The sequence below is a fragment of the Pseudomonas sp. RU47 genome (assembly GCF_004011755.1).
Classification (GTDB): Bacteria; Pseudomonadota; Gammaproteobacteria; order Pseudomonadales; family Pseudomonadaceae; genus Aquipseudomonas.
Genome location: NZ_CP022411.1, coordinates 5,915,736 through 5,938,587 on the forward strand (window position 1 = coordinate 5,915,736; position 22,852 = coordinate 5,938,587).

Genomic DNA, 22,852 nt, shown 5'->3' on the forward strand with positions numbered 1-22,852 from the left:
TTTCAGCGCTTGAACGCCTTCACTTCAGCTTCACGCAGGCGCGGGGCCAGCTTGTCGAGCACGCCGTTGACGAACTTGTGACCGTCGGTGGAACCGTAGACTTTCGCCAGTTCGATCCCTTCGTTGATCACAACACGGTACGGCACGTCGACGCGCTTGAGCAGTTCCCAGGTCGACAGGCGCAGTACGCACAGTTCAACCGGGTCCAGCTCTTCGATGGTCAGGTCCAGGCACGGCGCCAACGCAGTGTCGATCTCGGTCAGACTGGCCGGAACACCATGCAGGATGTCGTGGAAGTAGCTGGCATCGGCGAAGGTGAAATCGTTGTCGACGCGAAACTGCGCTTCGATTTCGTTCAGCGAAGTACTGGCCATGTGGCGCTGGTACAACGCTTGAGTCGCCAGCTGACGGGCAGCGCGGCGCTTTTCACTTTTCGAAGGCTTGCCGGCGTCCGTTGGACGCGGTTCGCGCGGGTTGAAACGATCGCTTTCGTCGCTAATCACTTGGCCTCCAACTGTGCCAGCAGGCTGACCATTTCCAGAGCGGACAGGGCAGCTTCGGCACCTTTGTTACCGGCCTTGGTGCCGGAACGTTCGATGGCTTGCTCGATGGAATCAACGGTCAGGACGCCGAAGGCAACCGGTACGCCGAACTCCATGGACACCTGGGCCAGGCCCTTGGTGCACTCGCCTGCGACGTATTCGAAGTGCGGAGTACCGCCACGAATGACCGCGCCGAGGGCGATGATGGCTGCGAATTCACCTTTCTGGGCGACTTTCTGCGCAACCAGCGGGATTTCGAAGGCGCCAGGTGCGCGGATGATGGTGATGTCGCTTTCGCTCACGCCGTGGCGAACCAGGGCATCAACTGCACCGCTGACCAGGCTTTCAACCACGAAGCTGTTGAAGCGGCCCACTACCAAAGCGTAGCGGCCTTTAGGGGCGATGAAGGTACCTTCGATGGTCTTCAGGGTCATTCGTCAGTTCTCTTAAAGAGCCGGGACGCGTCTGCTACGCGTCCCTCAGTGATTTATTTGCCGCGAATCGGAGTCCGGAAACAACCGGTCATTATTCGGAGGGCACGTATTCTACAACTTCCAGATCGAAACCGGATATCGCATTAAATTTCATTGGCGCTGACATCAAGCGCATTTTGCGTACGCCGAGGTCACGCAGGATCTGCGAACCGGCACCGACGATGCTGTAGGTGGTCGGTTTTTTCGGCGTGGCCTGATCACCGGTTTCGCGGATGTGCGCGAGCAGCACGTCGCCATCGAGCGGATGACCGAGCAACAGCACCACACCGCTGCCTGCCTCGGCAACCGCAGCCATGGCGGCGCGCAGGCTCCAGCGGCCCGGTTGCTTGACCATCAGCAGGTCGCGCAGCGGGTCCATGTTGTGCACACGAACCAGTGTCGGTTCTTCAGCGCAAACAGTGCCCAGGGTCAGCGCCATGTGCACGTCGCCTTCCACGGAATCACGATAAGTCACCAGGTTGAATTGGCCCAGTTCGCTGTCCAGTGGCTGCTCGGCAATCCGCTGAACGGTACGTTCGTGGATCATCCGGTAGTGAATCAGGTCGGCAATGGTGCCGATCTTGATGTTGTGCTCAGCGGCGAAAGCTTCCAGTTCAGCGCGACGGGACATGGTGCCGTCGTCGTTCATCACTTCGCAGATCACCCCGCTCGGCTCGAAACCGGCCATGCGCGCGAGGTCGCAAGCCGCTTCAGTGTGGCCGGCGCGAGCAAGGGTGCCGCCGGCCTGTGCCATCAGCGGGAAAATGTGGCCCGGGCTGACGATATCTTCCGCCTTGGCGTCCTTGGCCGCAGCCGCTTGCACGGTGCGCGCACGGTCAGCGGCGGAGATGCCGGTGGTCACGCCTTCGGCGGCTTCGATCGACACGGTGAACTTGGTGCCGAAACCGGAACCGTTGCGCGGCGCCATCAACGGCAGCTTCAACAGTTCGCAGCGCTCGCGGCTCATCGGCATGCAGATCAGGCCACGGGCGTGCTTGGCCATGAAGTTGATGTGTTCGGCCTGGCAGCATTCGGCGGCCATGATCAGGTCGCCTTCGTTCTCGCGGTCTTCGTCATCCATGAGGATGACCATCTTGCCTTGGCGGATGTCTTCAACCAGTTCTTCGATGCTATTGAGCGCCACAAGGCACCCCCTTCAGTCAGGATTTGAGGTAGCCGTTGGCGGCCAGAAAGCTTTCGGTGATCGTGCCGCCGGATGCCGACTCTGCGGCCTTGTCGCCCAAAAGCAGACGCTCCAGATAACGTGCCAGCAAGTCGACTTCCAGATTCACCCGACGACCTGGCTTGTACGACGCCATGATGGTTTCGCTCAGGGTGTGCGGAATGATCGTCAGCATGAACTCGGCGCCATCGACGGCGTTCACGGTCAGGCTGGTGCCGTCGACGGTGATCGAGCCTTTGTGGGCGATGTACTTGGCCAATTCTTTCGGCGCGCGGATGCGAAATTCCACGGCGCGGGCGTTGTCGCTGCGCGAGACGATTTCACCGACACCGTCGACGTGGCCGCTGACCAGATGCCCGCCGAGACGAGTGGTCGGGGTCAGAGCTTTTTCCAGATTGACCGGGCTGCCGCTTTTCAGGTCATTCATAGCGGTGCAGTCGAGGGTTTCGCGGCTGACGTCGGCAGCAAAGCCGTCGCCCGGCAGCTCAACGGCGGTCAGGCAAACGCCGTTGACCGCGATGCTGTCGCCGAGTTTGACGTCGCTCAGGTCGAGCTTGCCGGTGGCGACGTGGACCCGCACATCACCGCCCTTTGGGGTCAGTGCGCGGATACTGCCGATGGATTCGATGATGCCGGTAAACATGGGGTTCTCCTTGAGAACTAAGCCAGCGTAATAACGATGGCCGGGAATTATACGCTCGCCGCTTGAGCAGGGATGGCAGTGACTCGCCAGTCATCGCCTACCGCGCGAATTTCAGTGATTTTCAGCTCTGGCGCATCCTTCATATAAGCCAGCGGCCAGTCCAGCAACGGACGCGCCGTGGAGCCGAGGAACTTGCCGGCGATGAAGATCACGAACTCGTCGACCAGACCCAGCTGAGCAAAAGCGCCGGCCAGGCGTGGGCCAGCTTCGACGAGCACTTCGTTGGTACCACGGTTGGCCAGTTCGATCAGCAATTGATGCAGATCGACCTGACCGTCATCACCCGGCACGATCAGGCATTCAGGGCCGTGAGCGTATTGCTCTTCGATCGCGACACAGGTGGCGACCAACGCCGGGCCGGCCTTGAAGAACGGCGCATCGAGCGGCACCCGCAGGCGCCCGTCGATCAACACGCGCAGTGGCGGACGGCTCATGGCCAATGCGGTTTGTTCGGCATCCAGCCCCAACTCGTCGGCCCGCACAGTCAAACGTGCGCCATCTGCCAGCACGGTGTCGGCACCGGTCAGCACCACCGCGGCCTGAGCGCGCAACCGCTGGACCGCCGAACGCGCAGCCGGACCGGTGATCCATTGGCTTTCGCCGCTTTCCATCGCCGTGCGACCATCGAGGCTCATGGCCAACTTGACCCGCACGAACGGCAAGCCGTGTTCCATGCGCTTCAGAAAACCTTGATTGAGCTTGCGCGCTTCGGCTTCGAGCACACCGCTTTCAGTGGCGATGCCGGCATCGGCCAGACGCTGCAAACCACGCCCAGCCACTTGTGGATTCGGATCACGCATCGCTGCGACCACGCGGCCTACGCCAGCATTCACCAGCGCATCGGCGCATGGCGGTGTGCGGCCATGGTGGCTGCACGGTTCGAGGGTCACATAAGCGGTCGCGCCCCGGGCCAGCTCACCGGCGGTGCGCAGGGCATGGACTTCGGCGTGCGGTTCGCCGGCACGTTCATGCCAGCCTTCGCCGACAATCTGCCCGTCACGCACCACCACGCAGCCCACCCGAGGATTGGGGTGCGTGGTGTAGTGACCTTTACGCGCCAGTTCCAGCGCGCGCGCCATGAAGTGAGCGTCGAGGATGGCCTGCTCGGCGACGGTGGTCATTCTTTCACCGGTTCGCGGGCGAGGCGGTCGATTTCTTCGCGGAATTCGTTGAGGTCCTGGAAGCGCTTGTACACCGAAGCGAAACGGATGTAGGCGACTTCATCAAGCTTTTGCAGCTCGGCCATGACCAGTTCGCCGACCACAAGGGATTTGACCTCGCGTTCGCCGGTGGCGCGCAGCTTGTGCTTGATGTGAACCAGAGAGGATTCGAGGCGCTCGACGCTCACCGGACGTTTCTCCAGGGCGCGTTGCATGCCGGCGCGGAGTTTTTCTTCGTCGAACGGTTGGCGGCTGCCGTCGGTTTTGATCAGGCGCGGCAACACCAGTTCGGCCGTCTCGAACGTCGTGAAACGCTCGCCGCAGGCCAGGCATTCACGCCGGCGGCGCACCTGTTCGCCCTCGGCGACCAGACGCGAGTCGATGACCTTGGTGTCGTTGGCACCGCAGAAGGGACAGTGCATGGTGGCTGGCAACAAAAAAAGGGAGGGCCATGGTAGCGCATCCCGGTGGCAAGACAAGCCATAGGCTTTGCGGTATACAGAACGGCATGATCGTTTGATCCATGGATTTCATTTTGCTGGAGCATCCAATGCCGTTACGTCCGCTCGTTTTGCTCAGTCTTTTCAGCCTGCTGGTGGCCTGTGGCAGCGATGCACCCAAGCCCCAGCCGCCAACGCCGGGCCCTGCGCCGCAACAGGCGCAGAAAAAAGCCAAGGAAGCCGCTGACCTCGGCCCGCTGCCGGCCTATCAACGCGAACTGAGCGGCACCCTGCAAGGCGTGCCGGCCGGTGCCGAAGTCGAACTGGCGTTGCTGGTGATCGATGAAAAGGATCGCCCGCAACAATTGCTCGCCAGTTCCAGCCTGATCGGCAACAACCAGGTTCTGCCGTTCCGCCTGCGCTTCAACCCGGACGCCTTCCCGGCCGGCGCGCGGGTCGAGCTGCGCGGTCGCGCCAGCCAGTCCGGTCAGTTGATCCTGCATCTGCCGTCGCAAACTATCGGCCAGCCGACCACTCAGGCGTTGGGCCAACTGCAATTTGTCAAAGCACCATGAATGCACCGCTCGACCTGCAACAGGCGTTAGGTGAATTGCTCGGCGACGCCAGACTCAAGGTCTGTGCGTTGCCGGACACTGATTTACAGCTATGGCTGATCGATGGCGACAACATGGATCGCGAGTTCAGCCAGGAAGAAATTCAGCGAATTCTGCATGAGCCACCGTATTGGGGTTTCTGCTGGGCCAGTGGTCTGGCGGTGGCGCGGTATCTGGCCGAGTTCCCGGAGTGGGTGCGTGGCAAGCGCGTGCTGGATTTCGGTGCCGGTTCCGGGATTGCCGGGATCGCGGCAGTGAAGGCCGGAGCGCAGGAAGTCGTGGCGTGCGATCTCGATCCGCTGGCGATTTCCGCGTGCCGGGCGAATGCCACGCTGAATGGCGTAGAGATGAGTTACTCGACGGACTTCTTTGCCGAAGCCGATCGGTTTGATCTGATCCTGGTGGCGGATGTGTTGTATGACCGGGCGAATCTGCCGTTGCTCGATGCATTCTTGAGTCGTGGCCGTGAAGCGCTGGTGGCGGATTCGCGGGTTCGGGATTTTCGTCATCCGTTGTATGAGCGGATTGAAATGCTTGAGGCGATGACGTTGCCGGATCTGGCGGAGCCGGAAGAGTTCAGACATGTCAGCCTGTACCATGCGCGGCGCTAGCTAAAAGCTTCGCGAGCAGGCTCGCTCCCACATTGGATCTATGTCGTTCACAAATCCCCTGTGGGAGCGAGCCTGCTCGCGAAGGCGTCCGCCCATGCAACACACCTCTCAAAAGCTGACCGCTTCCGGCCACACCCCGCCAAGCCGTATAGTTGCCCCATCCACGCTTCTACGAGATCCCCCATGAGTCAGCAAACGCCGTACATCTTCGACGCCACGACGGCCGATTTCGACCAGTCGGTGATCGAGGCCTCTTTCAACAAACCGGTGCTGGTGGATTTCTGGGCCGAATGGTGTGCGCCGTGCAAGGCGCTGATGCCGATGCTGCAAGGGATTGCCGAGAGCTATCAGGGCGAGTTGCTGCTGGCCAAGGTCAACTGCGACATCGAGCAGGACATCGTCGCCCGCTTCGGCATTCGCAGCCTGCCGACCGTAGTGCTGTTCAAGGACGGTCAACCGGTCGACGGTTTTGCCGGTGCACAACCAGAGTCCGCCGTCCGCGCCCTGCTTGAGCCGCACGTGAAAATGCCACCGCCGGCCGCAGCCGATCCGTTCGAGCAGGCTCAGGCACTGTTCGATGACGGTCGATACGCCGATGCCGAAGCGGCGCTGGTGGTCATGCTCAATGAAGACAATACCAACGCCAAGGCGTTGATCCTCTACGCGCGCTGCCTGACTGAACGCGGCGAACTGGACGAAGCGCAAACCGTGCTGGATGCAGTCAAGAGCGACGAACACAAAGCCGCACTGGCCGGAGCCAAGGCGCAGATCAAGTTCCTCGGCCTGGCGCGTGACCTGCCGGATGCCGCCGACCTGAAAGCGCGTTTGGCGAAAGATCCGCAGGACGATGAAGCGGTGTATCAACTGGCGATTCAGCAACTGGCGCGCCAGCAATACGAGGCGGCGCTGGAGGCGCTGCTCAAGCTGTTCATCCGCAACCGCAGTTATGGCGAAGGTCTGCCGCACAAGACCTTGCTGCAGGTGTTCGAGCTGCTGGGCAACGATCATCCGCTGGTGACGGTGTACCGCCGCAAGATGTTTGCTGCGCTTTATTAAGATCAAAAGATCGCAGCCTTCGGCAGCTCCTACACGGGATTGTGTTCACCGCGCATTTTGCGGATGAACGCTGCATCTATAGGAGCTGCCGCTGGCTGCGATCTTTTGCGGTTCACTCGATCCAGCTGTAGAGCGGCGTATCCCCGCCGCTCACCACTTTCACGTCCGAACTGTGGCGCAGTCGTACCAGCAGGCGCTTGCCTGACACCGCGCTGCCGGTCAGGCCTTCCAGTTGCTCAAGCAGATCCGGCCCGCTGAGCTGGCCAGCCTTGCGCAGTAAATCCCTGGCGACCTGCCACAACGCATCGTCCTGATTTTGCGGTTTCGCCGCTGGCACCGCCACGGCCGCCGCTTGGGCTATCTGCGGCTGTGCGCCAAGGGCTGAGCCCAGCTTCGCCCAGTCGTTGTCATCCAGTTCCACCGTCAAATCCACCGGCACGTCGCCGACGGTTCCGCGTATCCGCAACATTGAGTTCGCCTCCGTACATTTCTGACCTGCATGCTCCCACGGTACATGTGTAACACCAAGTGTAGGCAGCTGGCAGTTCGAGAGTTATCAACTACATTTTTGTTTTTTCCATGGGAAGGATGCCCATGTCTTCAGGACGAAAGCTGGCGTCAAAAGGAGGCCCGACTTCGACGGGCGGCGTGATACTTGAGGGAAACGAAAACCTCAAGATTGAAGGAAAAATCATCGCTTCCATCGGGCAAATCGCCAGTTGTCCGGTTTGCGGTCCCGGCAAGGGACCGATCGTGGCAGTGGGTGAAAGAACACTGATATTGCCTGCAGGCCCTGCAGCGTTGGTAGATGACTATGTCGCCTGCGGCTGCCCGCCCATGTCCAACAAGCTGCTTCCCCAACAACACAGTGGTTTTGCCGGAACAGGCCGTCCTGTCCCCATCGACATGGGCTCACCAGTTGTCGCGATGACTTCGTACCGTTATCTGCAAGTGATCATTGAACGTTTGGACGACAGCGAAAAACCCGGACTGGCGTACAAACTCAAGGACAGAAAAAAGGTTGCCGTCTTGCAGGACAGCACCTGCAACGCCACGGGTGAAGGCTGCGAACACCCGGTTGAAAACCATGCGGATTACGACACTCTGTTGGTCGGTGAAGACTCGGAATGGACGTTTTACGCCTACGAAGAAACCCTTGATCAGGATATTTCATGAAATCGGAAATCAAACTGATCTTTAAAGACTTTCTGATGCAGCCACCCAAAGGAGTCAAGTTTCAGTTGCTGGTGGATGCGCTGGTCATTGATGACAACATTATTCAGAACGATGACAAACCCCGAATCTACTCACTCATCTCTGATAAGGAGCAAACCGCAATAACCTTGGGCACAAAGAAATTGCCGTCGATAAAAAACCGCCACAGCCACGAAGTTATTGTCCAGATCGTCGGTGCATCGGGAGCGACAAAGGCAATGCACACAGCCACATTGACCGAAGGAAAATCCTTGTCGATCGTCGCCGTCTCTCCATGGGTCAAAGTGCCCTTGTCCACCAGCGGTGCCGTTTCAAATGACACTTTTTACGAAGTGGAGTACGGGGTCAAACGCAGGAACGAGACCCGTACCGTCAAGGTAGTCATCCAGGACATGCCGCGCCGAATATTGATGGCGGCGCTGTCGTATCGTGGCTCCACCACATGGGCATATGGCAAGAGCAAAGAATCGTTGCCACACCCGACTATCAATAAAACGGTGACATTTGCAGCCGAAACCAACAAATGCAACCTCTTCGTCTATGACGTACTGACCTCGATCGGCATCAATGTCGCGTGGATTGAACACGGCAAGTCAAAATTTCTGCCAGGAATGATGAAGGTCAGTCCACCTGTGGCAGGTGAATGGGCTGACGATGAACGCCTTCTCGCCACCTGGAAAGTGGAGCGTTCACCTTTACCCGGCGATATCGGTGCGTATGCTGTCAATTATTCTAACGCCAGCGGTCATGTCGGTTTCGTGCTAACCCATGGGGTCTGTATTTCCGCTGGCCGAGAGAAAGTCGAAGTCAACGACGTAGGCTTTCGAAACGCCGCAGGCAATGCAATACGCGGTGACCATGACTTCACTATTTTTCGACGGTACAAACACAGCACGCCAAGATGAAACGACTTTTCTGGATACTTCCTGCAATCCCCCTTCTGCTGATCATGGGGTGGCGCTTCTGGTCGCCTGTCGATCTTTCTTCCTGTACAAACGATTCCGCGGCACCGGGACCACTTAGCGTATTCATTCGCAACTACTTCGAGAGCAACCTTCGTACAGACTGGCGGGATATGGATGATCGTTTCGATGTTCTCTCCACTCCCGAAGGCCAGAGTATTGCCAGCCAGCCACAGCCGTACGCCTGCGAAGCATTACATATCCTGCAAAGCCCGACTTTCAGTCAGAGCGAAAAGATCTACACCACCGTATTGATGTTCCAGTTGCCGATCAGTCAGTACATGGGCTTCATGGATCGTACCCATCAACTCTATGCAGAGGGCAAAATAGATCAGGAGGTCATGAAAGTGGTGATACGCCCACGCGGAACAGCCATCAAATACTGGTGGCTGCCAGCATGGCGCCAGCGCTTCACTCGCGATGCCCCGAGCGTACTTGAGGCAAATCTGATCAATTATGTGCTATCGGGCCATTACTGGTTCGACTATCCCGGCGCAGGCTTCTGACTCTAAAAGCGTGACTTCCAATCTAAGCACCGCCCCGGAATCTACCTTGGGCGGTGCTCAGTCATGTCTTGCGCAAAGCGGAGCACACGGGCAAACTCTGCGCACTTTCGTTATAAGATTACATAACAAACTCTTCACTTTACTTCCCGGAGACCGCCATGCGTCGTCTGCTGCTCGCTTTGCCGTTTGCCCTGTTGCCGCTGGCTATCGCCCATGCTGCCGATGAGCATGACCACGATCACGACCATGAACACGGCAGCCTCGGCGCGCATGAGCATGGCGTTGGTCGACTGAACGCGGCGCTGGATGGTCAGACCCTGGAGTTGGAGCTGGAAAGCCCGGCGATGAACCTCGTCGGTTTCGAACACGTCGCCACCAGCGATGCCGACAAGGCCAAAGTCGCTGCCGCCCGCGCACAATTGGAAAAACCGCTGACCCTGTTCAGCCTGCCGTCTGATGCCGGGTGCAAAGTGGTCAGTCAGGAACTGGAGAGCCCGCTGTTCGGTGACAAGCCGGATGCTGACGACCATGACGACGATGAAGCGGACAAGGACGGTCACGAGCATCACCACGACCACAGCGAAATCCATGCGCACTATCAGTTCAACTGCGCCACACCGGGCGCGCTGAAGACCCTGGATCTGGCGAACGTCTTCAAGACCTTCCCGGCGACGCAGAAAATTCAGGTACAACTGATCAGCGCCAGCGGCCAGCAAGGTACCGAAGTGACGGCCAAGGCTGCCGCGCTGAAATTCTGATCACTCCGTAAATCCCCTGTGGGAGCGAGCCTGCTCGCGAAAGCGGTGCATCAGTCGATATCGATGTCGACTGTCAGATTGCATTCGCGAGCAGGCTCGCTCCCACAAGGGTTCAGTGTCCAACCATGAAACTGGTGCCATGACCCAAGCACTCATCGAACTGTCCGACCTGGGCTTCAACTGGCCCGGTCACCCGCCGTTGCTGGACATCCCGGCGTTTCGTCTGGAAGCCGGCGAAACTCTGTTCCTCAAAGGCCCCAGCGGCAGCGGCAAGACCACCCTGCTCGGCCTGCTCGGCGGCGTGCAGAAACCCGGTCGCGGCAGCATTCGCCTGCTCGGCCAGGAGCTGACCGAACTCTCCGCCGGCGCCCGCGACACCTTCCGCGTCGATCACACCGGCTACATTTTCCAGCAGTTCAACTTGCTGCCGTTTCTCTCGGTCCGCGAGAACGTTGAGCTGCCGTGTCACTTCTCAAAAATGCGCGCACAACGGGCGAAACAGCGCCACGGCAGTGTCGATCAAGCGGCAGCGACCTTGCTCGCCCACTTGGGTTTGAAGGATGAAAGCATCCTAAGCCGTCGCGCCGACTCGCTGTCGATCGGCCAACAGCAACGGGTTGCCGCCGCACGCGCATTGATCGGCCAGCCTGAGCTGGTGATCGCCGACGAACCAACCTCGGCACTGGATTACGACGCCCGGGAAAACTTCATTCGCCTGCTGTTCGCCGAATGCCGCGAGGCCGGCTCCAGTCTGCTGTTTGTCAGCCACGACCAGAGCCTGGCGCCGCTGTTCGACCGTCATCTGTCCCTGGCCGAACTCAATCGCGCCGCCACGTCTGCCGAGGTCTGAGATGTATCTGTTTCGTCTGGCCATGGCCAGCCTGGCCAACCGCCGTTTTACCGCCCTGCTCACTGCATTCGCCATCGCCCTGTCGGTGTGCCTGCTGCTCGCCGTCGAGCGGGTGCGCACCGAAGCCAAAGCCAGTTTCGCCAGCACCATCAGCGGCACCGACCTGATCGTCGGCGCGCGCTCCGGCTCGGTGAACCTGCTGCTGTACTCGGTGTTTCGTATTGGCAACGCCACCAACAACATCCGCTGGGACAGCTTCGAACACTTCGCCAGCAACCCGAAAGTGAAGTGGGCAATCCCGATGTCCCTCGGCGACTCCCATCGCGGCTATCGCGTGATGGGCACCACCGAAGCCTATTTCGAGCATTACCAGTACGGCCGCCAGCAACACTTGGCACTGGCCGACGGCCGCGCGTTTGCAACGGATCCGTTTGAAGTGGTGCTGGGTGCCGAGGTCGCGGAGGCGCTGCATTACAAGCTCGGTGACAAACTGGTGCTGGCCCACGGTGTGGCGGCAATCAGCCTGGTCAAGCACGACGACAAACCGTTCACCGTGATCGGCATTCTCAAGCGCACCGGCACCCCGGTCGATCGCACGTTGCACATCAGCCTCGGCGGCATGGAGGCGATTCACATCGACTGGCACAACGGTGTGCCGGCACGGGGCAACGGCCGGATCAGCGCCGATCAGGCGCGCAACATGGACCTGACGCCGCAAGCGATCACTGCATTCATGCTCGGTCTAAACAGCAAGATTTCCACGTTTGCGCTGCAACGCGAGATCAATGAATTCCGTGGCGAACCGATGCTGGCGATCCTGCCGGGCGTAGCGTTGCAAGAATTGTGGAGCCTGATGAGCACCGCCGAAAAAGCGCTGTTTGTGGTCTCGCTGTTTGTGGTGCTGACCGGGTTGATCGGCATGCTCACGGCGATTCTCACCAGCCTCAACGAACGGCGCCGCGAAATGGCGATTCTGCGTTCGGTCGGTGCGCGACCGTGGCACATCGCGAGTCTGCTGGTGCTGGAAGCGTTTGCTCTGGCGCTGACCGGGGTGATCGCCGGCGTTGCGTTGTTGTACATCGGCATCGCCGCTGCGCAGGGTTACGTGCAGGCCAATTACGGTTTGTATCTGCCGCTGGCATGGCCGAGCGAGTATGAATGGACGCTGCTCGGTGGCATTCTGGCGGCCGCGCTGCTGATGGGCAGCGTGCCGGCCTGGCGCGCTTATCGCCAATCCTTGGCCGATGGCCTGTCGATCCGTTTATGAGGATGTTCACCATGCCCCGCGCTGCACTCGCGCTGCTGTTGCTGATCGCCCTGCCCGTGTGGGCAGCGGCGCCGAAAGACCTGACGTGGTCGGAAATGATCCCGCCGGACGCTGCGCCGGAAGTGCCGAACATGACGCCGCTGCACGACCTGTCGAAGATGGGCGATGCGTTGTCTGCCGAGTCCGCGCCAGCGGCGAAGCAGGACCTGCCGAACGCGCCGGTGGTGAAGTCGCTCGACGGGCAGAACATTCGTTTGCCGGGCTACATCGTGCCGCTGGAAGTCAACGAAGAAGGGCGCACCACAGACTTTTTGCTGGTGCCGTATTTCGGCGCGTGCATCCATGTGCCGCCACCGCCGTCGAACCAGATCGTGCATGTCAAAAGCGAGTTGGGCGTGAAGCTTGATGAGCTGTATCAGCCGTACTGGGTCGAGGGGCCGTTGCAGGTCAAGGCGTCGAGCAGCGAACTGGCGGATGCCGGGTATCAGATGGATGCCGACAAGATTTATGTGTATGAGCTGCCGGAGTGAATCCGGCGGTTTTGTGTTGATTGATCTATCGTCTTCGCGAGCAGGCTCGCTCCCACAGGAGATCACATTCCAGGGTGGGAGCGAGCCTGCTCGCGAAGAGGCTCTCAAGGTTCCACAGAAATCTGCTCCTTCACTGTTTCATTGAGCTGAGTCAAAAGACCGTATCAGTTGGCTTCGTACCATAGGACATCAGACATTTCTAACGTCCTTTCGGAGCCCCCATGAACAAGTCCTTGCTCAGCGCCTCGCTGTTTGCCCTTGCGCTCGCAGCCCCGCTCGCCCACGCCCACGAAGCTGGTGACATCCTCATCCGCGCCGGTGCGATCACCGTCAACCCGAAGGCCGACAGCTCCAGCGTCAAGGTCGATCAGGGTCCGTTGAGCGGCACCAATCTGGGCGGCAAGGCGACCATGAGCAGCGACACCCAACTGGGTCTCAACTTCGCCTACATGCTCACCGATCACGTCGGCCTCGAACTGCTCGCGGCCACGCCGTTCGAGCATGACGTCAAGCTCAAGGGCACTGCCCTGCCAGCGGCCAATGGCAAGCTCGGCACCCTGAAACACCTGCCGCCAACCCTCAGCGTTGTGTACTACCCGCTGGACTCGAAGTCGCCGTTCCAGCCCTACGTCGGCGGTGGCATCAACTACACCTGGATCTACGACGAGCACGTTGGCAGCGAAGCCAGCGCCAACGGTTTCAGCAACTTCAAGGCGAAAAACTCCTGGGGTCTGGCCTGGCAGGTCGGTGCTGACTACATGCTGACCGATAACATCATGCTCAACGCCCAAGTGCGCTACATCGACATCGACACCCGCGCCACCGTCGAGAACAACGCGGTTGCACCGGGCACTCGCGCACGGGTCAACGTCGATGTGGATCCGTTCATCTACATGGTTGGCTTGGGCTATAAGTTCTAAGTCGAGTTATCGAACGTTCACGTGGTGGTGAATGAGGCTTGGTGGCGAGCAGGCATAGAACTGACGGCGACCGTACGCAGTTGATCGGGGGATAACATCCCCTTGCCACAGGGATAGCGACATATTCCGGCCGTGAAAAAGGCGCCTGTCAAAGGGCGCCTTTTTCATGTCCGCTGAAAACCTGTGGCGTGAGCTGGATCCCCCCCTCACCCCAGCCCTCTCCCTCAGGGAGAGGGGGAAAGGGAGCCGATTTGGGTGCCTTTAAAATCCGAGTTCGACTCGATATTTCAGGTCGATGTATCTCGTCCAAACACCTCAGTCAGTCCCCTATCCCCCGGGAGAGGGAGGCGATTTGGGTGACTTTCAAAACCTGAGTTCGACTCGGTATTTCACGTCGGTGTAACTCGAAAGAACACCTCGGTCAGTCCCCTCTCCCTCTGGGAGAGGGCTAGGGTGAGGGGATTTTCAGGAGCGACCGAGCAACCGCGCCAAACCCACGCTCATCGCCGTCTGCTGCGGCAGCTTGAAGCGCTCCAGCAAGCGAGCGTTGTTCGCCCGCGAATGCCGGATGTCGCCGGAACGCGCCGGGCCGTAGCTGACGGGCGGCAGCTCACCGACTACCGCTTGCAGTGCTTCAAGCATCTGCTTGAGGCTCATTGCCTGATTCCAGCCGACGTTCACTGCACCGACCTCCACCTCAGGCTTTTCGATCGCCTGCACCAGCAGATCGACCAGATCTTCGACATACAGGAAATCGCGCGTCTGTTCACCATCGCCGAACACGGTAATCGGCAGACCTTTCTGCGCGCGTTCGCTGAAGATGCTGATCACCCCGGAATACGGCGAGGACGGATCCTGACGCGGGCCAAAAATGTTGAAGAAGCGGAAAATCACCGGTTCCAGCGCATGTTGGCGACGATAGAAATCGAAATAATGCTCGCCCGCCAACTTGTCCGAGGCGTAAGGCGTCAGTGGCGCTTTGGGCGTGTCCTCATCAATCGACTCGCCCTCGCCGTTGTTGCCGTACACCGCCGCACTGGAGGCATACACCACGCGCTTGACCCCGGCCAGACGCATGGCTTCGCAGACGTTCAGCGTGCCAATGAAGTTGCTTTGATGCGTCTTCACCGGATCATCCACCGACGCCTGCACCGACGCCACAGCCGCCAGGTGAGCGACCGCGCTGCAGCCGTGCATGGCTTTGGCCACCAGCGCCGCATCGGCGACGTCGCCAACAATCAGTTCAACCTTCGGATTGTCCAGCGGCAGGTTGCTGCGTTTGCCAGTCGACAAGTCGTCGAGGATGCGCACCGAATGCCCGGCAGCGAGCAACGCATCGGTCAGGTGCGAGCCAATGAAACCGGCTCCGCCAGTGATTAATACAGTCCCTTTAGCCATGACGGTAGAACCTATCCAGTAAGCCCGGGAGCGCCGCACGCCAGGCGCGCGGTTTGATCCCGAAAGTGTGCAGAATTTTCTTGCAGGCCAGCACCGCGTGTTGCGGTTCCTCGGCAGCGTCCGGCCGCGCGGCGTGGGCCTGGGCGGTCGGCGCTTCGATGGCCAGGGCGTGCAGGCTGCGCGCCTCAGTCAGAATCGCCTGACCCAGCGCCAGCGGTGTGGTCGCTTCGTGGCCCGCGTAGTGATAAGTGCCCCACAGCGGCGCGGCGCAATCAAGTTGTTTGAGCACTGAAATGATCACTCGCGCGGCATCATCGACTGGCGTCGGGTTGCCACGACGGTCATCGGCCAGGAGCAATTCTTCCGGTTGCTCGGCCCGTGCGAGGAAACGTCCGAGGGTGCCGTCCGGGCTGTCATCGAGCAGCCAGCCGAAACGCAGCAGCACATGTTGCGGGCAAGTGGCGCGAACGCTTTGTTCGATCCGCCACAACGCCTGACCACGCAGGCCCAGGGGCACTGGTTCGTCTTTTTCGCTGTACGCCGTGGCGCGCGAACCATCGAACACTCGATAACTGGAGGGCTGCACAAGGACGATGTTGTGGTGCTGGCACAGTTCGGCCAGACGCTCAACCGCGCGTTCCTGCCCGGCCATGCGGCTTTCGCTGACGGTTTCGGCCTGGAACCAGTCGAAATAGTAGGCGAGGTTGATCAACGCGTCGGGACGGGTGTCGTCGAGCAGTTGGGTCAGGCTCGCGGCATCCCAGCCGTCTTCGGGCGGGCGGGGGGCGAGGAAACCGATGTCTTCCTCCGCACCGAGGCGAATCAGCGCCTGCCCAAGGGCATTTCCGCCGCCCAGTAACATAAGGCGCATTCGCATAGAGTCAGCAGGCCCAGTCTGATTGGAACGATGGCTTTAGCGACGGATCTCGTGGAACCGTCGTCGATAATTACCGGAATCGTTGCATTTTGCGGGTTTAGTGCGCAACCGTCATCCGTAAAGTGTACATCCCGGATATTTGTAGCGCTTCGACTGGCGCCATCGCGAGCAGGCTCACTCCTACAATTGAAATGCATTCCCCTGTAGGAGTGAGCCTGCTCGCGATGAGGCCCGAACGGTACTTGCATCTTCCCCCCTGCGCCCGCATAACTTGAGCCATGAATCTGCCCATCCCCACGGACGCGGCCCTGGCAGGCTTTCACACCGCCGTCAGCGCCTGGTTCAGCAAGACTTTCCCGACGGTCACCGCCGCCCAGGCCCGCGCATGGCCGTTGATCCGCCAGCGCCGTTCGACGCTGATCGCTGCGCCCACCGGCTCGGGCAAAACCCTCACAGCTTTTCTCGCCGTACTCGATGATCTGGTTCACCGTGGCCTGGAAAAACCCGAAGGTTTGCCCGATGAAACGCTCGTCGTTTATGTCTCACCGCTAAAAGCACTGTCGAACGACATCCGCATCAACCTGCAAAACCCGCTCGCTGGGATCACCGAACAACTGCGGCAGATGAACCTGCCGGAAGTACACATCACCACCGCCGTGCGCACCGGTGACACGCCGCAGAAAGAACGCGCGGCCATGCGCAAATCGGCACCGCACATTCTGGTGACCACACCGGAATCGCTTTACGTTCTGCTCGGCTCGGAATCGGGCCGCAAAATGCTCGGCACCACGCGCACAGTGATCATCGACGAAATCCACGCGATGGCCGCCGGCAAGCGCGGCAGTCATCTGGCCCTGAGCCTGGAGCGCCTGCAAGCGTTGTGCGCCGAACCGCTGACCCGCATCGGCCTGTCCGCCACACAGAAACCGGTGGAAGCGGTGGCGCAATTTCTCGTCGGCCATGAGCGCCCCTGCGAAATCATCGACATTGGCCACGCGCGGCCACGGGACCTGGGCATCGAAGTACCGCCCGTGCCGTTGTCGGCAGTCATGGCCAACGATGTTTGGGAACTGGTTTACGACCGCCTCACGGAACTTGCACGCGAGCACCGCACCACGCTGATTTTCGTCAACACCCGGCGCCTCGCCGAGCGGCTTAGCCGGCACCTCAGCGAACGCCTCGGCAAGCAGGCCGTGGCGGCGCACCACGGCAGTCTGGCCAAGGAGTTTCGCCTCGACGCCGAACAACGCCTCAAGCGTGGCGAGTTACAGGTGCTGATCGCCACCGCTTCGCTGGAACTGGGCATCGATATCGGCGAAGTCGATCTGGTCTGTCAGATCGCTTCACCGCGCTCCATCGCCGGGTTTCTGCAAAGGGTTGGCCGTTCCGGGCACCAGGTGGGCGGCACACCCAAGGGTCGGTTGTTTGCCACCACCCGCGACGACCTGATCGAATGCGCCGCCCTGCTCGACTGCGTGCGCCGTGGCGAACTCGATACCCTGCACATCCCGGTCGCGCCGCTGGATGTTTTGGCGCAGCAGATCATTGCCGAAGTCAGTTGCCAGGAATGGCCGGAGGACGCCTTGCTGGCGATGTTCCGCCAAGCCTCGCCCTACCGTGACCTTGACGAAAGACACTATCAGGCCCTGCTGAGCATGCTCGCCGAAGGCTACAACGGCCGACAGGGCATCCGCAGCGCTTATCTGCATCGCGACGCCGTCAACCGCACCTTGCGGGGCCGGCGTGGCTCGCGACTGACCGCTGTGACCAGCGGCGGCACCATCCCCGACAACGCTGATTACAGCGTGATGCTCGAGCCGCAAGGCCTGAACATCGGCAGCGTCAACGAAGACTTCGCCGTGGAAAGCATTGCTGGCGACGTGTTCCAGCTCGGCAACACGTCCTATCGGATTCTGCGCGTGGAAACCGGCAAGGTGCGCGTCGAGGATGCCCACGGCCAGCCGCCGACCATTCCGTTCTGGCTCGGCGAAGCGCCGGGACGCAGTGATGAATTGTCGTTCGCCGTGGCACGTCTGCAAGCGCAGCTCGACGAACTGCTCGGCGCCAGCCCGGGCAACCTGCAACCGGCGCTCGACTGGCTGACGCACACCCTCGGCCTCAACCGCGCCAGCGCCGAGCAACTGGTCGAATACCTCGCCCGCGCCCGTCAGACCCTCGGCGCCCTGCCGTCGCAGGACACGCTGTTGATGGAGCGTTTTTTCGACGAGTCCGGCGGCACGCAATTGATCATCCACTCACCGTTCGGCAGCCGCATCAACCGTGCGTGGGGTCTGGCCCTGCGCAAGCGATTCTGCCGCACCTTCAATTTCGAATTGCAGGCTGCCGCCAGCGAAGACGCGATCGTGCTGTCGCTGTCCACCAGCCATAGCTTTGAACTCGATGAGATCTGGCGTTACCTGCACAGCAACAGCGCCGAGCACATCCTTATTCAAGCGGTGCTCGATGCGCCGCTGTTCGGCGTGCGCTGGCGCTGGAATGCCGGGGTGGCATTGGCGCTGCCGCGTTTTACCGGTGGGCGCAAAGTCGCCCCGCAGTTGCAGCGGATGAAAAGCGAAGACCTGATTGCCAGCGTGTTTCCCGACCAGATCGCCTGCCTGGAAAACCTCGCCGGCGAACGGGAAATTCCCGAGCATCCACTGATCGAGCAAACCCTCGACGATTGCCTGCATGAAGCGATGGACAGCGAAGGCTGGCTGAATCTGCTGCGGCGCATGGAGCGTGGCGAGGTGCGTTTGATCAGTCGCGATCTGCCGGCGCCTTCGCCGCTCGCGGCAGAAATTCTCAGTGCGCGGCCGTACACCTTTCTCGACGATGCACCGCTGGAAGAACGTCGCACCCAAGCGGTGATCAACCGGCGCTGGAGCGATCCGCAATCGACCGATGATCTCGGTGCGCTGGACGCGGACGCTATTAACGCCGTGCGCGAAGAAGCCTGGCCGACGCCGAACGCTGTGGATGAAATGCATGAAGCGCTGATGAGCCTTGCATGCGTCAGCGAGGGGGAAGTGCAAGCGAATGAAGGCTGGCGCGCATGGCTGGAAACCCTGGCCCGCAGCGGGCGCGCCTGCCGTTTGCAGATCGACTCCGAGCATGGCTTGTGGCTGGCCCGCGAACGCCTGACCTGTCTGCAAGCGCTTTATCCACAGGCCAAATTGCAAGACGAACTGGAGGCGTTACCGGGGTTCGATGAAGCCTGGACGTTCGATGAAGCGCTGATCGAAGTGATCCGCGCGCGCCTCGGTGCCTTCGGACCGCTGCCGTTATCCGCGATTGCCGAACCGCTCGCGCTGCCGACCACTGAAGTCCATCAAGCCCTCGCGCAACTGGAGCGCGAAGGTTATGTGCTGCGCGGTCAGTTCACGCCCAAGGTCAACGTTGAAGAATGGTGCGAACGGCATCTGCTCGCGCGCATTCATCGCTACACGGTCAAGCGCCTGCGCCGGGAAATCGAACCGGTAGCGCTGCAGGATTTCATGCGGTTTCTGTTCGACTGGCAGCATCTGTCGCCCTCAACACGCGGACAGGGCAGCCCGGTGTTGCCGGCGATTGTCGGCCAGTTCGAAGGCTACGCAGCGGCGGCTTCGGCGTGGGACAGCGATATCCTCCCGGCGCGATTAAAAGACTATTCGCCAAGTTGGCTGGATGAGCTGTGCCGCAACGGCAAACTGGTGTGGACGCGCCTCAGTGCCCGGCAAAAAATCAGCGGTACGGCGTTGCGCAGCACGCCTATCGTGCTGCTGCCGCGCAGTCAGGTCGGCCTGTGGAGTGCGCTGGCCGAACAGACGCCGGTGAGCGAACTTTCGCCGAAAACCCAGAAGGTTTTTGAAGCCTTGAGCCAGCACGGCGCGCTATTTTTCGATGAGCTGATTCATGAAGCGCACCTGCTGCGCACCGAGCTGGAAATCGCCTTGCAGGAACTGGTCGGCGCCGGCCTGGTGAACGCCGACAGCTTCGCCGGCCTGCGCGCGCTGATCACCCCGGCGAGCAAGCGCCAGCAGCGCAGCAGTCGTCGCGGGCGCGGGGCGTTTATCGGTGGGATGGATGATGCCGGGCGCTGGGCCTTGCTGCGGCGCGGGGCGGCTGTGGATAACAGCGAAATCCTTGAACATGTCGCGATGACATTGTTGCGGCGCTATGGCGTGGTGTTCTGGCGTTTGCTGGAACGCGAGGCGGACTGGTTGCCGAGTTGGCGCGAATTGCTGCGCACGTTTCATCGGCTGGAGGCGCGCGGCGAGATTCGCGGTGGGCGGTTTGTCAGTGGTTTGGCGGGGGAACAGTTTGCCTTGCCCGAGGCGATTCCGTTGTTACGCGAAGTTCGGCGGCGACCGCATGACGGTAGTTTGATTGCGGTGTGCGGGGTGGATCCGTTGAACCTGGCCGGGACGCTGCTGCCGGGGGTGAAAGTGCCGGCACTGGTGAGTAATCGGTTAGTGTATCGCGATGGATTGCCGGCGGCGGCGGAGATTGCCGGCAAGCAGCAGTTTTGGCTGGAGCTGGATCAGATTGATATGGAGCATGTGCGCGGCAAATTGATCCGGCATTGAGGGTGTTTGGGCTGACGTCTTCGCGAGCAGGCTCGCTCCCACAGTTTGATCGCGTTCCCCCTGTGGGAGCGAGCCTGCTCGCGAAAGGGCCGGCACAGCCCCACAAAATCCTGCATTAAGTCCGCGATTCCTGTGGCACCTCGCTCGCCACGACCTCACCCTCCTGCTGCCGTTTCGGCAACAAAACCTGCTGTGGATAAGTCTGCGCGAAATGCACGGTCGCGGTGTTATCCACAAGCTTCTTCAAACGCTGATTGAACGCCCGGCTCACCGCATACTGCCCACCCGACACAGTGCGGAATTGCGCCGTCAGCACCACGCCGTTCAAATCCATCTTGTCGACGCCAAACACATCCAGCGGCCCTTGCAGGTTGTACTTGAGGAACGGGTCTTCGCGGATCGAATCGCCAGTTTCGCGGATCAACTCGATGGCCTTGTCCACGTCCGTGTCGTAGGTGAACTGCACCGAGAAAAACGCAAAGGCAAACTGCCGCGATTGGTTGGTCACTGCTTTGATCTGACCAAACGGCACGGAGTGCACAAAGCCCTTACCGTCGCGCAGACGCAGGGTACGAATGGTCAGCCCTTCGACGGTGCCGGCATGGCCCGAATCGAGCACCACCCAATCGCCAATCGACAGCGTGTCTTCAATGATGATGAACAACCCGGTGATCACGTCCTGCACCAATTGCTGTGAACCGAAACCGATGGCCAGACCGACCACCCCGGCACCGGCCAGCAGCGGCGCGACGTTGATCCCCAGATTGGCCATGGTGGTGATTGCGCAGATCACCACGAGGATGATTTTGATCGCGTTGCGCAGCAGCGGCAGGATGGTTTTTACCCGCGTACTCGGCTGCCGCGCTGCGCGTTTGCTGAGCGGCGGTTTCAGCGCTTCTTGAATCGCCGTGTCGAGCACCACCCACAGCAACCACGTCACCAGGAAGATCAGGCCGATACTGCTCAGCGCGTTGCTGATGGCCCGGCCGACCGTGCTGCTCTGGGCAAAATCGAGCAGCGACACGCCCCAGATCCGCCCGAGGATATCGATGAAGGCGATGGCGATGACGATCCGCAGCAAGGCATGCAAAAGGCTGAGGAAACGTTCCTTGTAGGCGCTGCTGCGCTGGATCGCTTCGGCCTTTCGTGACTTGAACAAGTGCTGCAGGATCGTGCTGAGGAATACCGTGCCGATTAACAAAACCGTGGTGAACAGCGCGCAGCGCAGGGCTTTCTGATTGTCCTCGCCTATGCCGATCAGATTGACCGCCGAGACCAGCACCATCAGCACGATTGGCCAATACCACAGCCCCGAGAAAATCCGCAGCGACTCCTGCAACGAGGGCTGTTTCAGCCGCTGGCTCAGCGAGCGATTGCGGATCAGGTGTGCCACCGGACGACGCAGGCGAATCACCAGCAAGCCAAAAATGATCGAGGCGATCAGCCCGGTGAATACCGCGACGCTGCTGGTGATATTGCCGCCCAGTTGGCGGGCGATCTGCGGACTGGTCAGCGCATCGCTGAGGGCGGCGAGGAAGCCGATCAGAAACAGCGGGCGCGGGCAGTAGTTGCGGATGATCCGCGCCGCCGGACGTTTATGGCCGACGTTGAACATCACCACCACGCACAACAACATCGAGGTGGAAAAGATGCCGCTGCTGGTGGCGTAAGCCAGACACAGCGCCAGCGCGCGCCCAACCGAGGCTTGCAGAAAATGGCTGACGTACAGGGTCAGCGGCAGGCAGATCAGCGCCGGCACGGTGTACGGCAGCAAGTAACCAATCAGGTCCTGACTGCGCTGGCGGGTACGCAACCAGCGGCCCTCGCGCAGGCGCTTGGCCAACAGACTGCCCAGTACGGTGAGCAGCGCGAAACTGCCGAGCCAAGTGCCGGACAAAGAGAGGAAATCCCCGGCGACGCTCCAGCCCGAGCGATTCGACGGTTGATTGACCAGTTTGTCGACTTCATCGGCGGCGCGATCGGCGCGCAGGCGCCAGGCGTCGACCAGGTGTTCGTTGAGATCGAGTTTGTCCTGGACGTCGTCGATGCTTGAACTGATCGCACCGAGCAGACCACCCTGCACAATCGGTTCAGGTTTGGCCGCTTCTTCGGTGGCGGCCGGGATGCCCGGTAATGCGGCGGCGTCGATTTCACTGGCGCCGAGAAACAACAGTGCTCCCAGCAGAATAGCGATCCTGAACTTGACCAAAACTCCGATCTCC

Annotated in this window: 22 protein-coding genes; 12 read left to right on the top strand and 10 right to left on the bottom strand. The window is 60.6% G+C overall.

Annotated elements, in window-relative coordinates:
• Positions 1–2: 2 nt before the first annotated feature.
• The 6 genes from nusB to nrdR all read right to left on the bottom strand — a co-directional run bounded on the left by nusB (position 3) and on the right by nrdR (position 4,483).
• Entirely contained in the window at positions 3–503 is a 501-nt protein-coding gene (gene nusB, locus CCX46_RS27015) for a transcription antitermination factor NusB (protein ID WP_034153728.1), read from the bottom strand.
• A complete protein-coding gene (gene ribH / locus CCX46_RS27020; protein WP_003228649.1) occupies positions 500–976 on the bottom strand; it encodes a 6,7-dimethyl-8-ribityllumazine synthase in 477 nt (158 codons plus the stop codon). Before ribH ends, nusB begins: the two co-directional genes overlap by 4 nt.
• A gap of 91 nt (positions 977–1,067) precedes the next feature.
• Complete coding sequence (ribBA, locus tag CCX46_RS27025) at positions 1,068–2,159, bottom strand: bifunctional 3,4-dihydroxy-2-butanone-4-phosphate synthase/GTP cyclohydrolase II (RefSeq protein WP_127929942.1); 1,092 nt, start codon at positions 2,157–2,159, stop codon at positions 1,068–1,070.
• A gap of 16 nt (positions 2,160–2,175) precedes the next feature.
• Positions 2,176–2,841 carry a riboflavin synthase gene (locus CCX46_RS27030; protein ID WP_127929943.1) on the bottom strand — a complete coding sequence of 222 codons (666 nt, stop codon included), beginning with the start codon at positions 2,839–2,841 and terminating at the stop codon, positions 2,176–2,178.
• A gap of 47 nt (positions 2,842–2,888) precedes the next feature.
• Positions 2,889–4,022 carry a bifunctional diaminohydroxyphosphoribosylaminopyrimidine deaminase/5-amino-6-(5-phosphoribosylamino)uracil reductase RibD gene (gene ribD / locus CCX46_RS27035; protein WP_127929944.1) on the bottom strand — a complete coding sequence of 378 codons (1,134 nt, stop codon included), beginning with the start codon at positions 4,020–4,022 and terminating at the stop codon, positions 2,889–2,891.
• Complete coding sequence (nrdR, locus tag CCX46_RS27040; protein ID WP_007910946.1) at positions 4,019–4,483, bottom strand: transcriptional regulator NrdR; 465 nt, start codon at positions 4,481–4,483, stop codon at positions 4,019–4,021. Before nrdR ends, ribD begins: the two co-directional genes overlap by 4 nt.
• Positions 4,484–4,611: 128 nt before the next feature.
• On the opposite strand from nrdR, the gene CCX46_RS27045 reads away from it, so the two are divergent.
• The 3 genes from CCX46_RS27045 (at position 4,612) to trxA (ending at position 6,782) form a co-directional block, all read left to right on the top strand.
• On the top strand, positions 4,612–5,076 hold the full coding sequence (locus CCX46_RS27045; RefSeq protein WP_127929945.1) for a YbaY family lipoprotein: 465 nt from the start codon (positions 4,612–4,614) through the stop codon (positions 5,074–5,076).
• Positions 5,073–5,726 (top strand): class I SAM-dependent methyltransferase, encoded by a 654-nt coding sequence (locus CCX46_RS27050; RefSeq protein WP_127929946.1) that lies wholly within the window; start codon positions 5,073–5,075, stop codon positions 5,724–5,726. The genes CCX46_RS27045 and CCX46_RS27050 overlap by 4 nt, the downstream gene beginning before the upstream one ends.
• Positions 5,727–5,909: 183 nt before the next feature.
• Complete coding sequence (gene trxA, locus CCX46_RS27055) at positions 5,910–6,782, top strand: thioredoxin (protein ID WP_127929947.1); 873 nt, start codon at positions 5,910–5,912, stop codon at positions 6,780–6,782.
• Positions 6,783–6,894: 112 nt separating this feature from the next.
• On the opposite strand, the gene CCX46_RS27060 is transcribed toward trxA, so the two are convergent.
• Entirely contained in the window at positions 6,895–7,251 is a 357-nt protein-coding gene (locus CCX46_RS27060) for a hypothetical protein (RefSeq protein WP_102899850.1), read from the bottom strand.
• Positions 7,252–7,376: 125 nt separating this feature from the next.
• Between CCX46_RS27060 and CCX46_RS30965 the strand changes: the two genes are divergently transcribed.
• The 8 genes from CCX46_RS30965 (at position 7,377) to CCX46_RS27105 (ending at position 13,790) form a co-directional block, all read left to right on the top strand.
• Complete coding sequence (locus CCX46_RS30965; RefSeq protein WP_238704362.1) at positions 7,377–7,958, top strand: PAAR domain-containing protein; 582 nt, start codon at positions 7,377–7,379, stop codon at positions 7,956–7,958.
• Positions 7,955–8,902: a CHAP domain-containing protein gene (locus CCX46_RS27075; protein WP_102899849.1), complete on the top strand. Its 948-nt coding sequence runs from the start codon at positions 7,955–7,957 to the stop codon at positions 8,900–8,902. The genes CCX46_RS30965 and CCX46_RS27075 overlap by 4 nt, the downstream gene beginning before the upstream one ends.
• On the top strand, positions 8,899–9,465 hold the full coding sequence (locus CCX46_RS27080) for a hypothetical protein (RefSeq protein WP_127929948.1): 567 nt from the start codon (positions 8,899–8,901) through the stop codon (positions 9,463–9,465). The genes CCX46_RS27075 and CCX46_RS27080 overlap by 4 nt, the downstream gene beginning before the upstream one ends.
• 158 nt (positions 9,466–9,623) lie before the next feature.
• Positions 9,624–10,223: a DUF2796 domain-containing protein gene (locus CCX46_RS27085; protein ID WP_127929949.1), complete on the top strand. Its 600-nt coding sequence runs from the start codon at positions 9,624–9,626 to the stop codon at positions 10,221–10,223.
• Between the two features lie 139 nt (positions 10,224–10,362).
• The gene (locus tag CCX46_RS27090; protein WP_122599851.1) at positions 10,363–11,073 is read left to right on the top strand and encodes an ABC transporter ATP-binding protein; all 711 of its coding nucleotides are present in this window, start codon (positions 10,363–10,365) and stop codon (positions 11,071–11,073) included.
• Position 11,074: 1 nt separating this feature from the next.
• Positions 11,075–12,340, top strand: a complete 1,266-nt coding sequence (locus CCX46_RS27095; RefSeq protein WP_127929950.1) for an ABC transporter permease — start codon at positions 11,075–11,077, stop codon at positions 12,338–12,340.
• Between the two features lie 11 nt (positions 12,341–12,351).
• The gene (locus CCX46_RS27100; RefSeq protein ID WP_127929951.1) at positions 12,352–12,870 is read left to right on the top strand and encodes a DUF3299 domain-containing protein; all 519 of its coding nucleotides are present in this window, start codon (positions 12,352–12,354) and stop codon (positions 12,868–12,870) included.
• 221 nt (positions 12,871–13,091) lie between these two features.
• Complete coding sequence (locus tag CCX46_RS27105) at positions 13,092–13,790, top strand: OmpW/AlkL family protein (protein WP_007910962.1); 699 nt, start codon at positions 13,092–13,094, stop codon at positions 13,788–13,790.
• Between the two features lie 465 nt (positions 13,791–14,255).
• Here CCX46_RS27105 and CCX46_RS27110 read toward each other — a convergent pair whose 3' ends face one another.
• The gene (locus CCX46_RS27110; protein WP_127929952.1) at positions 14,256–15,188 is read right to left on the bottom strand and encodes an NAD-dependent epimerase/dehydratase family protein; all 933 of its coding nucleotides are present in this window, start codon (positions 15,186–15,188) and stop codon (positions 14,256–14,258) included.
• Entirely contained in the window at positions 15,181–16,065 is an 885-nt protein-coding gene (locus CCX46_RS27115; protein ID WP_127929953.1) for a sugar nucleotide-binding protein, read from the bottom strand. The genes CCX46_RS27110 and CCX46_RS27115 overlap by 8 nt, the downstream gene beginning before the upstream one ends.
• A 278-nt stretch (positions 16,066–16,343) precedes the next feature.
• Between CCX46_RS27115 and CCX46_RS27120 the strand changes: the two genes are divergently transcribed.
• Positions 16,344–20,630 (top strand): DEAD/DEAH box helicase, encoded by a 4,287-nt coding sequence (locus CCX46_RS27120; protein WP_127929954.1) that lies wholly within the window; start codon positions 16,344–16,346, stop codon positions 20,628–20,630.
• 115 nt (positions 20,631–20,745) lie between these two features.
• On the opposite strand, the gene CCX46_RS27125 is transcribed toward CCX46_RS27120, so the two are convergent.
• The gene (locus CCX46_RS27125) at positions 20,746–22,839 is read right to left on the bottom strand and encodes a mechanosensitive ion channel family protein (protein WP_127929955.1); all 2,094 of its coding nucleotides are present in this window, start codon (positions 22,837–22,839) and stop codon (positions 20,746–20,748) included.
• Positions 22,840–22,852 lie beyond the last annotated feature (13 nt).

Excerpts from the sequence above, each read along its gene's own strand:
- CCX46_RS27050 (WP_127929946.1), top strand. The coding sequence starts at position 5,073 with ATGAATGCACCGCTCGACCTGCAACAGGCGTTAGGTGAATTGCTCGGC.
- CCX46_RS27085 (WP_127929949.1), top strand. The coding sequence starts at position 9,624 with ATGCGTCGTCTGCTGCTCGCTTTGCCGTTTGCCCTGTTGCCGCTGGCT.
- CCX46_RS27100 (WP_127929951.1), top strand. The coding sequence starts at position 12,352 with ATGCCCCGCGCTGCACTCGCGCTGCTGTTGCTGATCGCCCTGCCCGTG.
- CCX46_RS27045 (WP_127929945.1), top strand. The coding sequence starts at position 4,612 with ATGCCGTTACGTCCGCTCGTTTTGCTCAGTCTTTTCAGCCTGCTGGTG.
- ribH (WP_003228649.1), bottom strand. The coding sequence starts at position 976 with ATGACCCTGAAGACCATCGAAGGTACCTTCATCGCCCCTAAAGGCCGC.
- trxA (WP_127929947.1), top strand. The coding sequence starts at position 5,910 with ATGAGTCAGCAAACGCCGTACATCTTCGACGCCACGACGGCCGATTTC.
- CCX46_RS30965 (WP_238704362.1), top strand. The coding sequence starts at position 7,377 with ATGTCTTCAGGACGAAAGCTGGCGTCAAAAGGAGGCCCGACTTCGACG.
- nrdR (WP_007910946.1), bottom strand. The coding sequence starts at position 4,483 with ATGCACTGTCCCTTCTGCGGTGCCAACGACACCAAGGTCATCGACTCG.
- CCX46_RS27060 (WP_102899850.1), bottom strand. The coding sequence starts at position 7,251 with ATGTTGCGGATACGCGGAACCGTCGGCGACGTGCCGGTGGATTTGACG.
- ribD (WP_127929944.1), bottom strand. The coding sequence starts at position 4,022 with ATGACCACCGTCGCCGAGCAGGCCATCCTCGACGCTCACTTCATGGCG.
- CCX46_RS27080 (WP_127929948.1), top strand. The coding sequence starts at position 8,899 with ATGAAACGACTTTTCTGGATACTTCCTGCAATCCCCCTTCTGCTGATC.
- CCX46_RS27090 (WP_122599851.1), top strand. The coding sequence starts at position 10,363 with ATGACCCAAGCACTCATCGAACTGTCCGACCTGGGCTTCAACTGGCCC.
- CCX46_RS27075 (WP_102899849.1), top strand. The coding sequence starts at position 7,955 with ATGAAATCGGAAATCAAACTGATCTTTAAAGACTTTCTGATGCAGCCA.
- CCX46_RS27115 (WP_127929953.1), bottom strand. The coding sequence starts at position 16,065 with ATGCGAATGCGCCTTATGTTACTGGGCGGCGGAAATGCCCTTGGGCAG.
- CCX46_RS27095 (WP_127929950.1), top strand. The coding sequence starts at position 11,075 with ATGTATCTGTTTCGTCTGGCCATGGCCAGCCTGGCCAACCGCCGTTTT.
- CCX46_RS27120 (WP_127929954.1), top strand. The coding sequence starts at position 16,344 with ATGAATCTGCCCATCCCCACGGACGCGGCCCTGGCAGGCTTTCACACC.
- CCX46_RS27105 (WP_007910962.1), top strand. The coding sequence starts at position 13,092 with ATGAACAAGTCCTTGCTCAGCGCCTCGCTGTTTGCCCTTGCGCTCGCA.
- CCX46_RS27030 (WP_127929943.1), bottom strand. The coding sequence starts at position 2,841 with ATGTTTACCGGCATCATCGAATCCATCGGCAGTATCCGCGCACTGACC.
- CCX46_RS27110 (WP_127929952.1), bottom strand. The coding sequence starts at position 15,188 with ATGGCTAAAGGGACTGTATTAATCACTGGCGGAGCCGGTTTCATTGGC.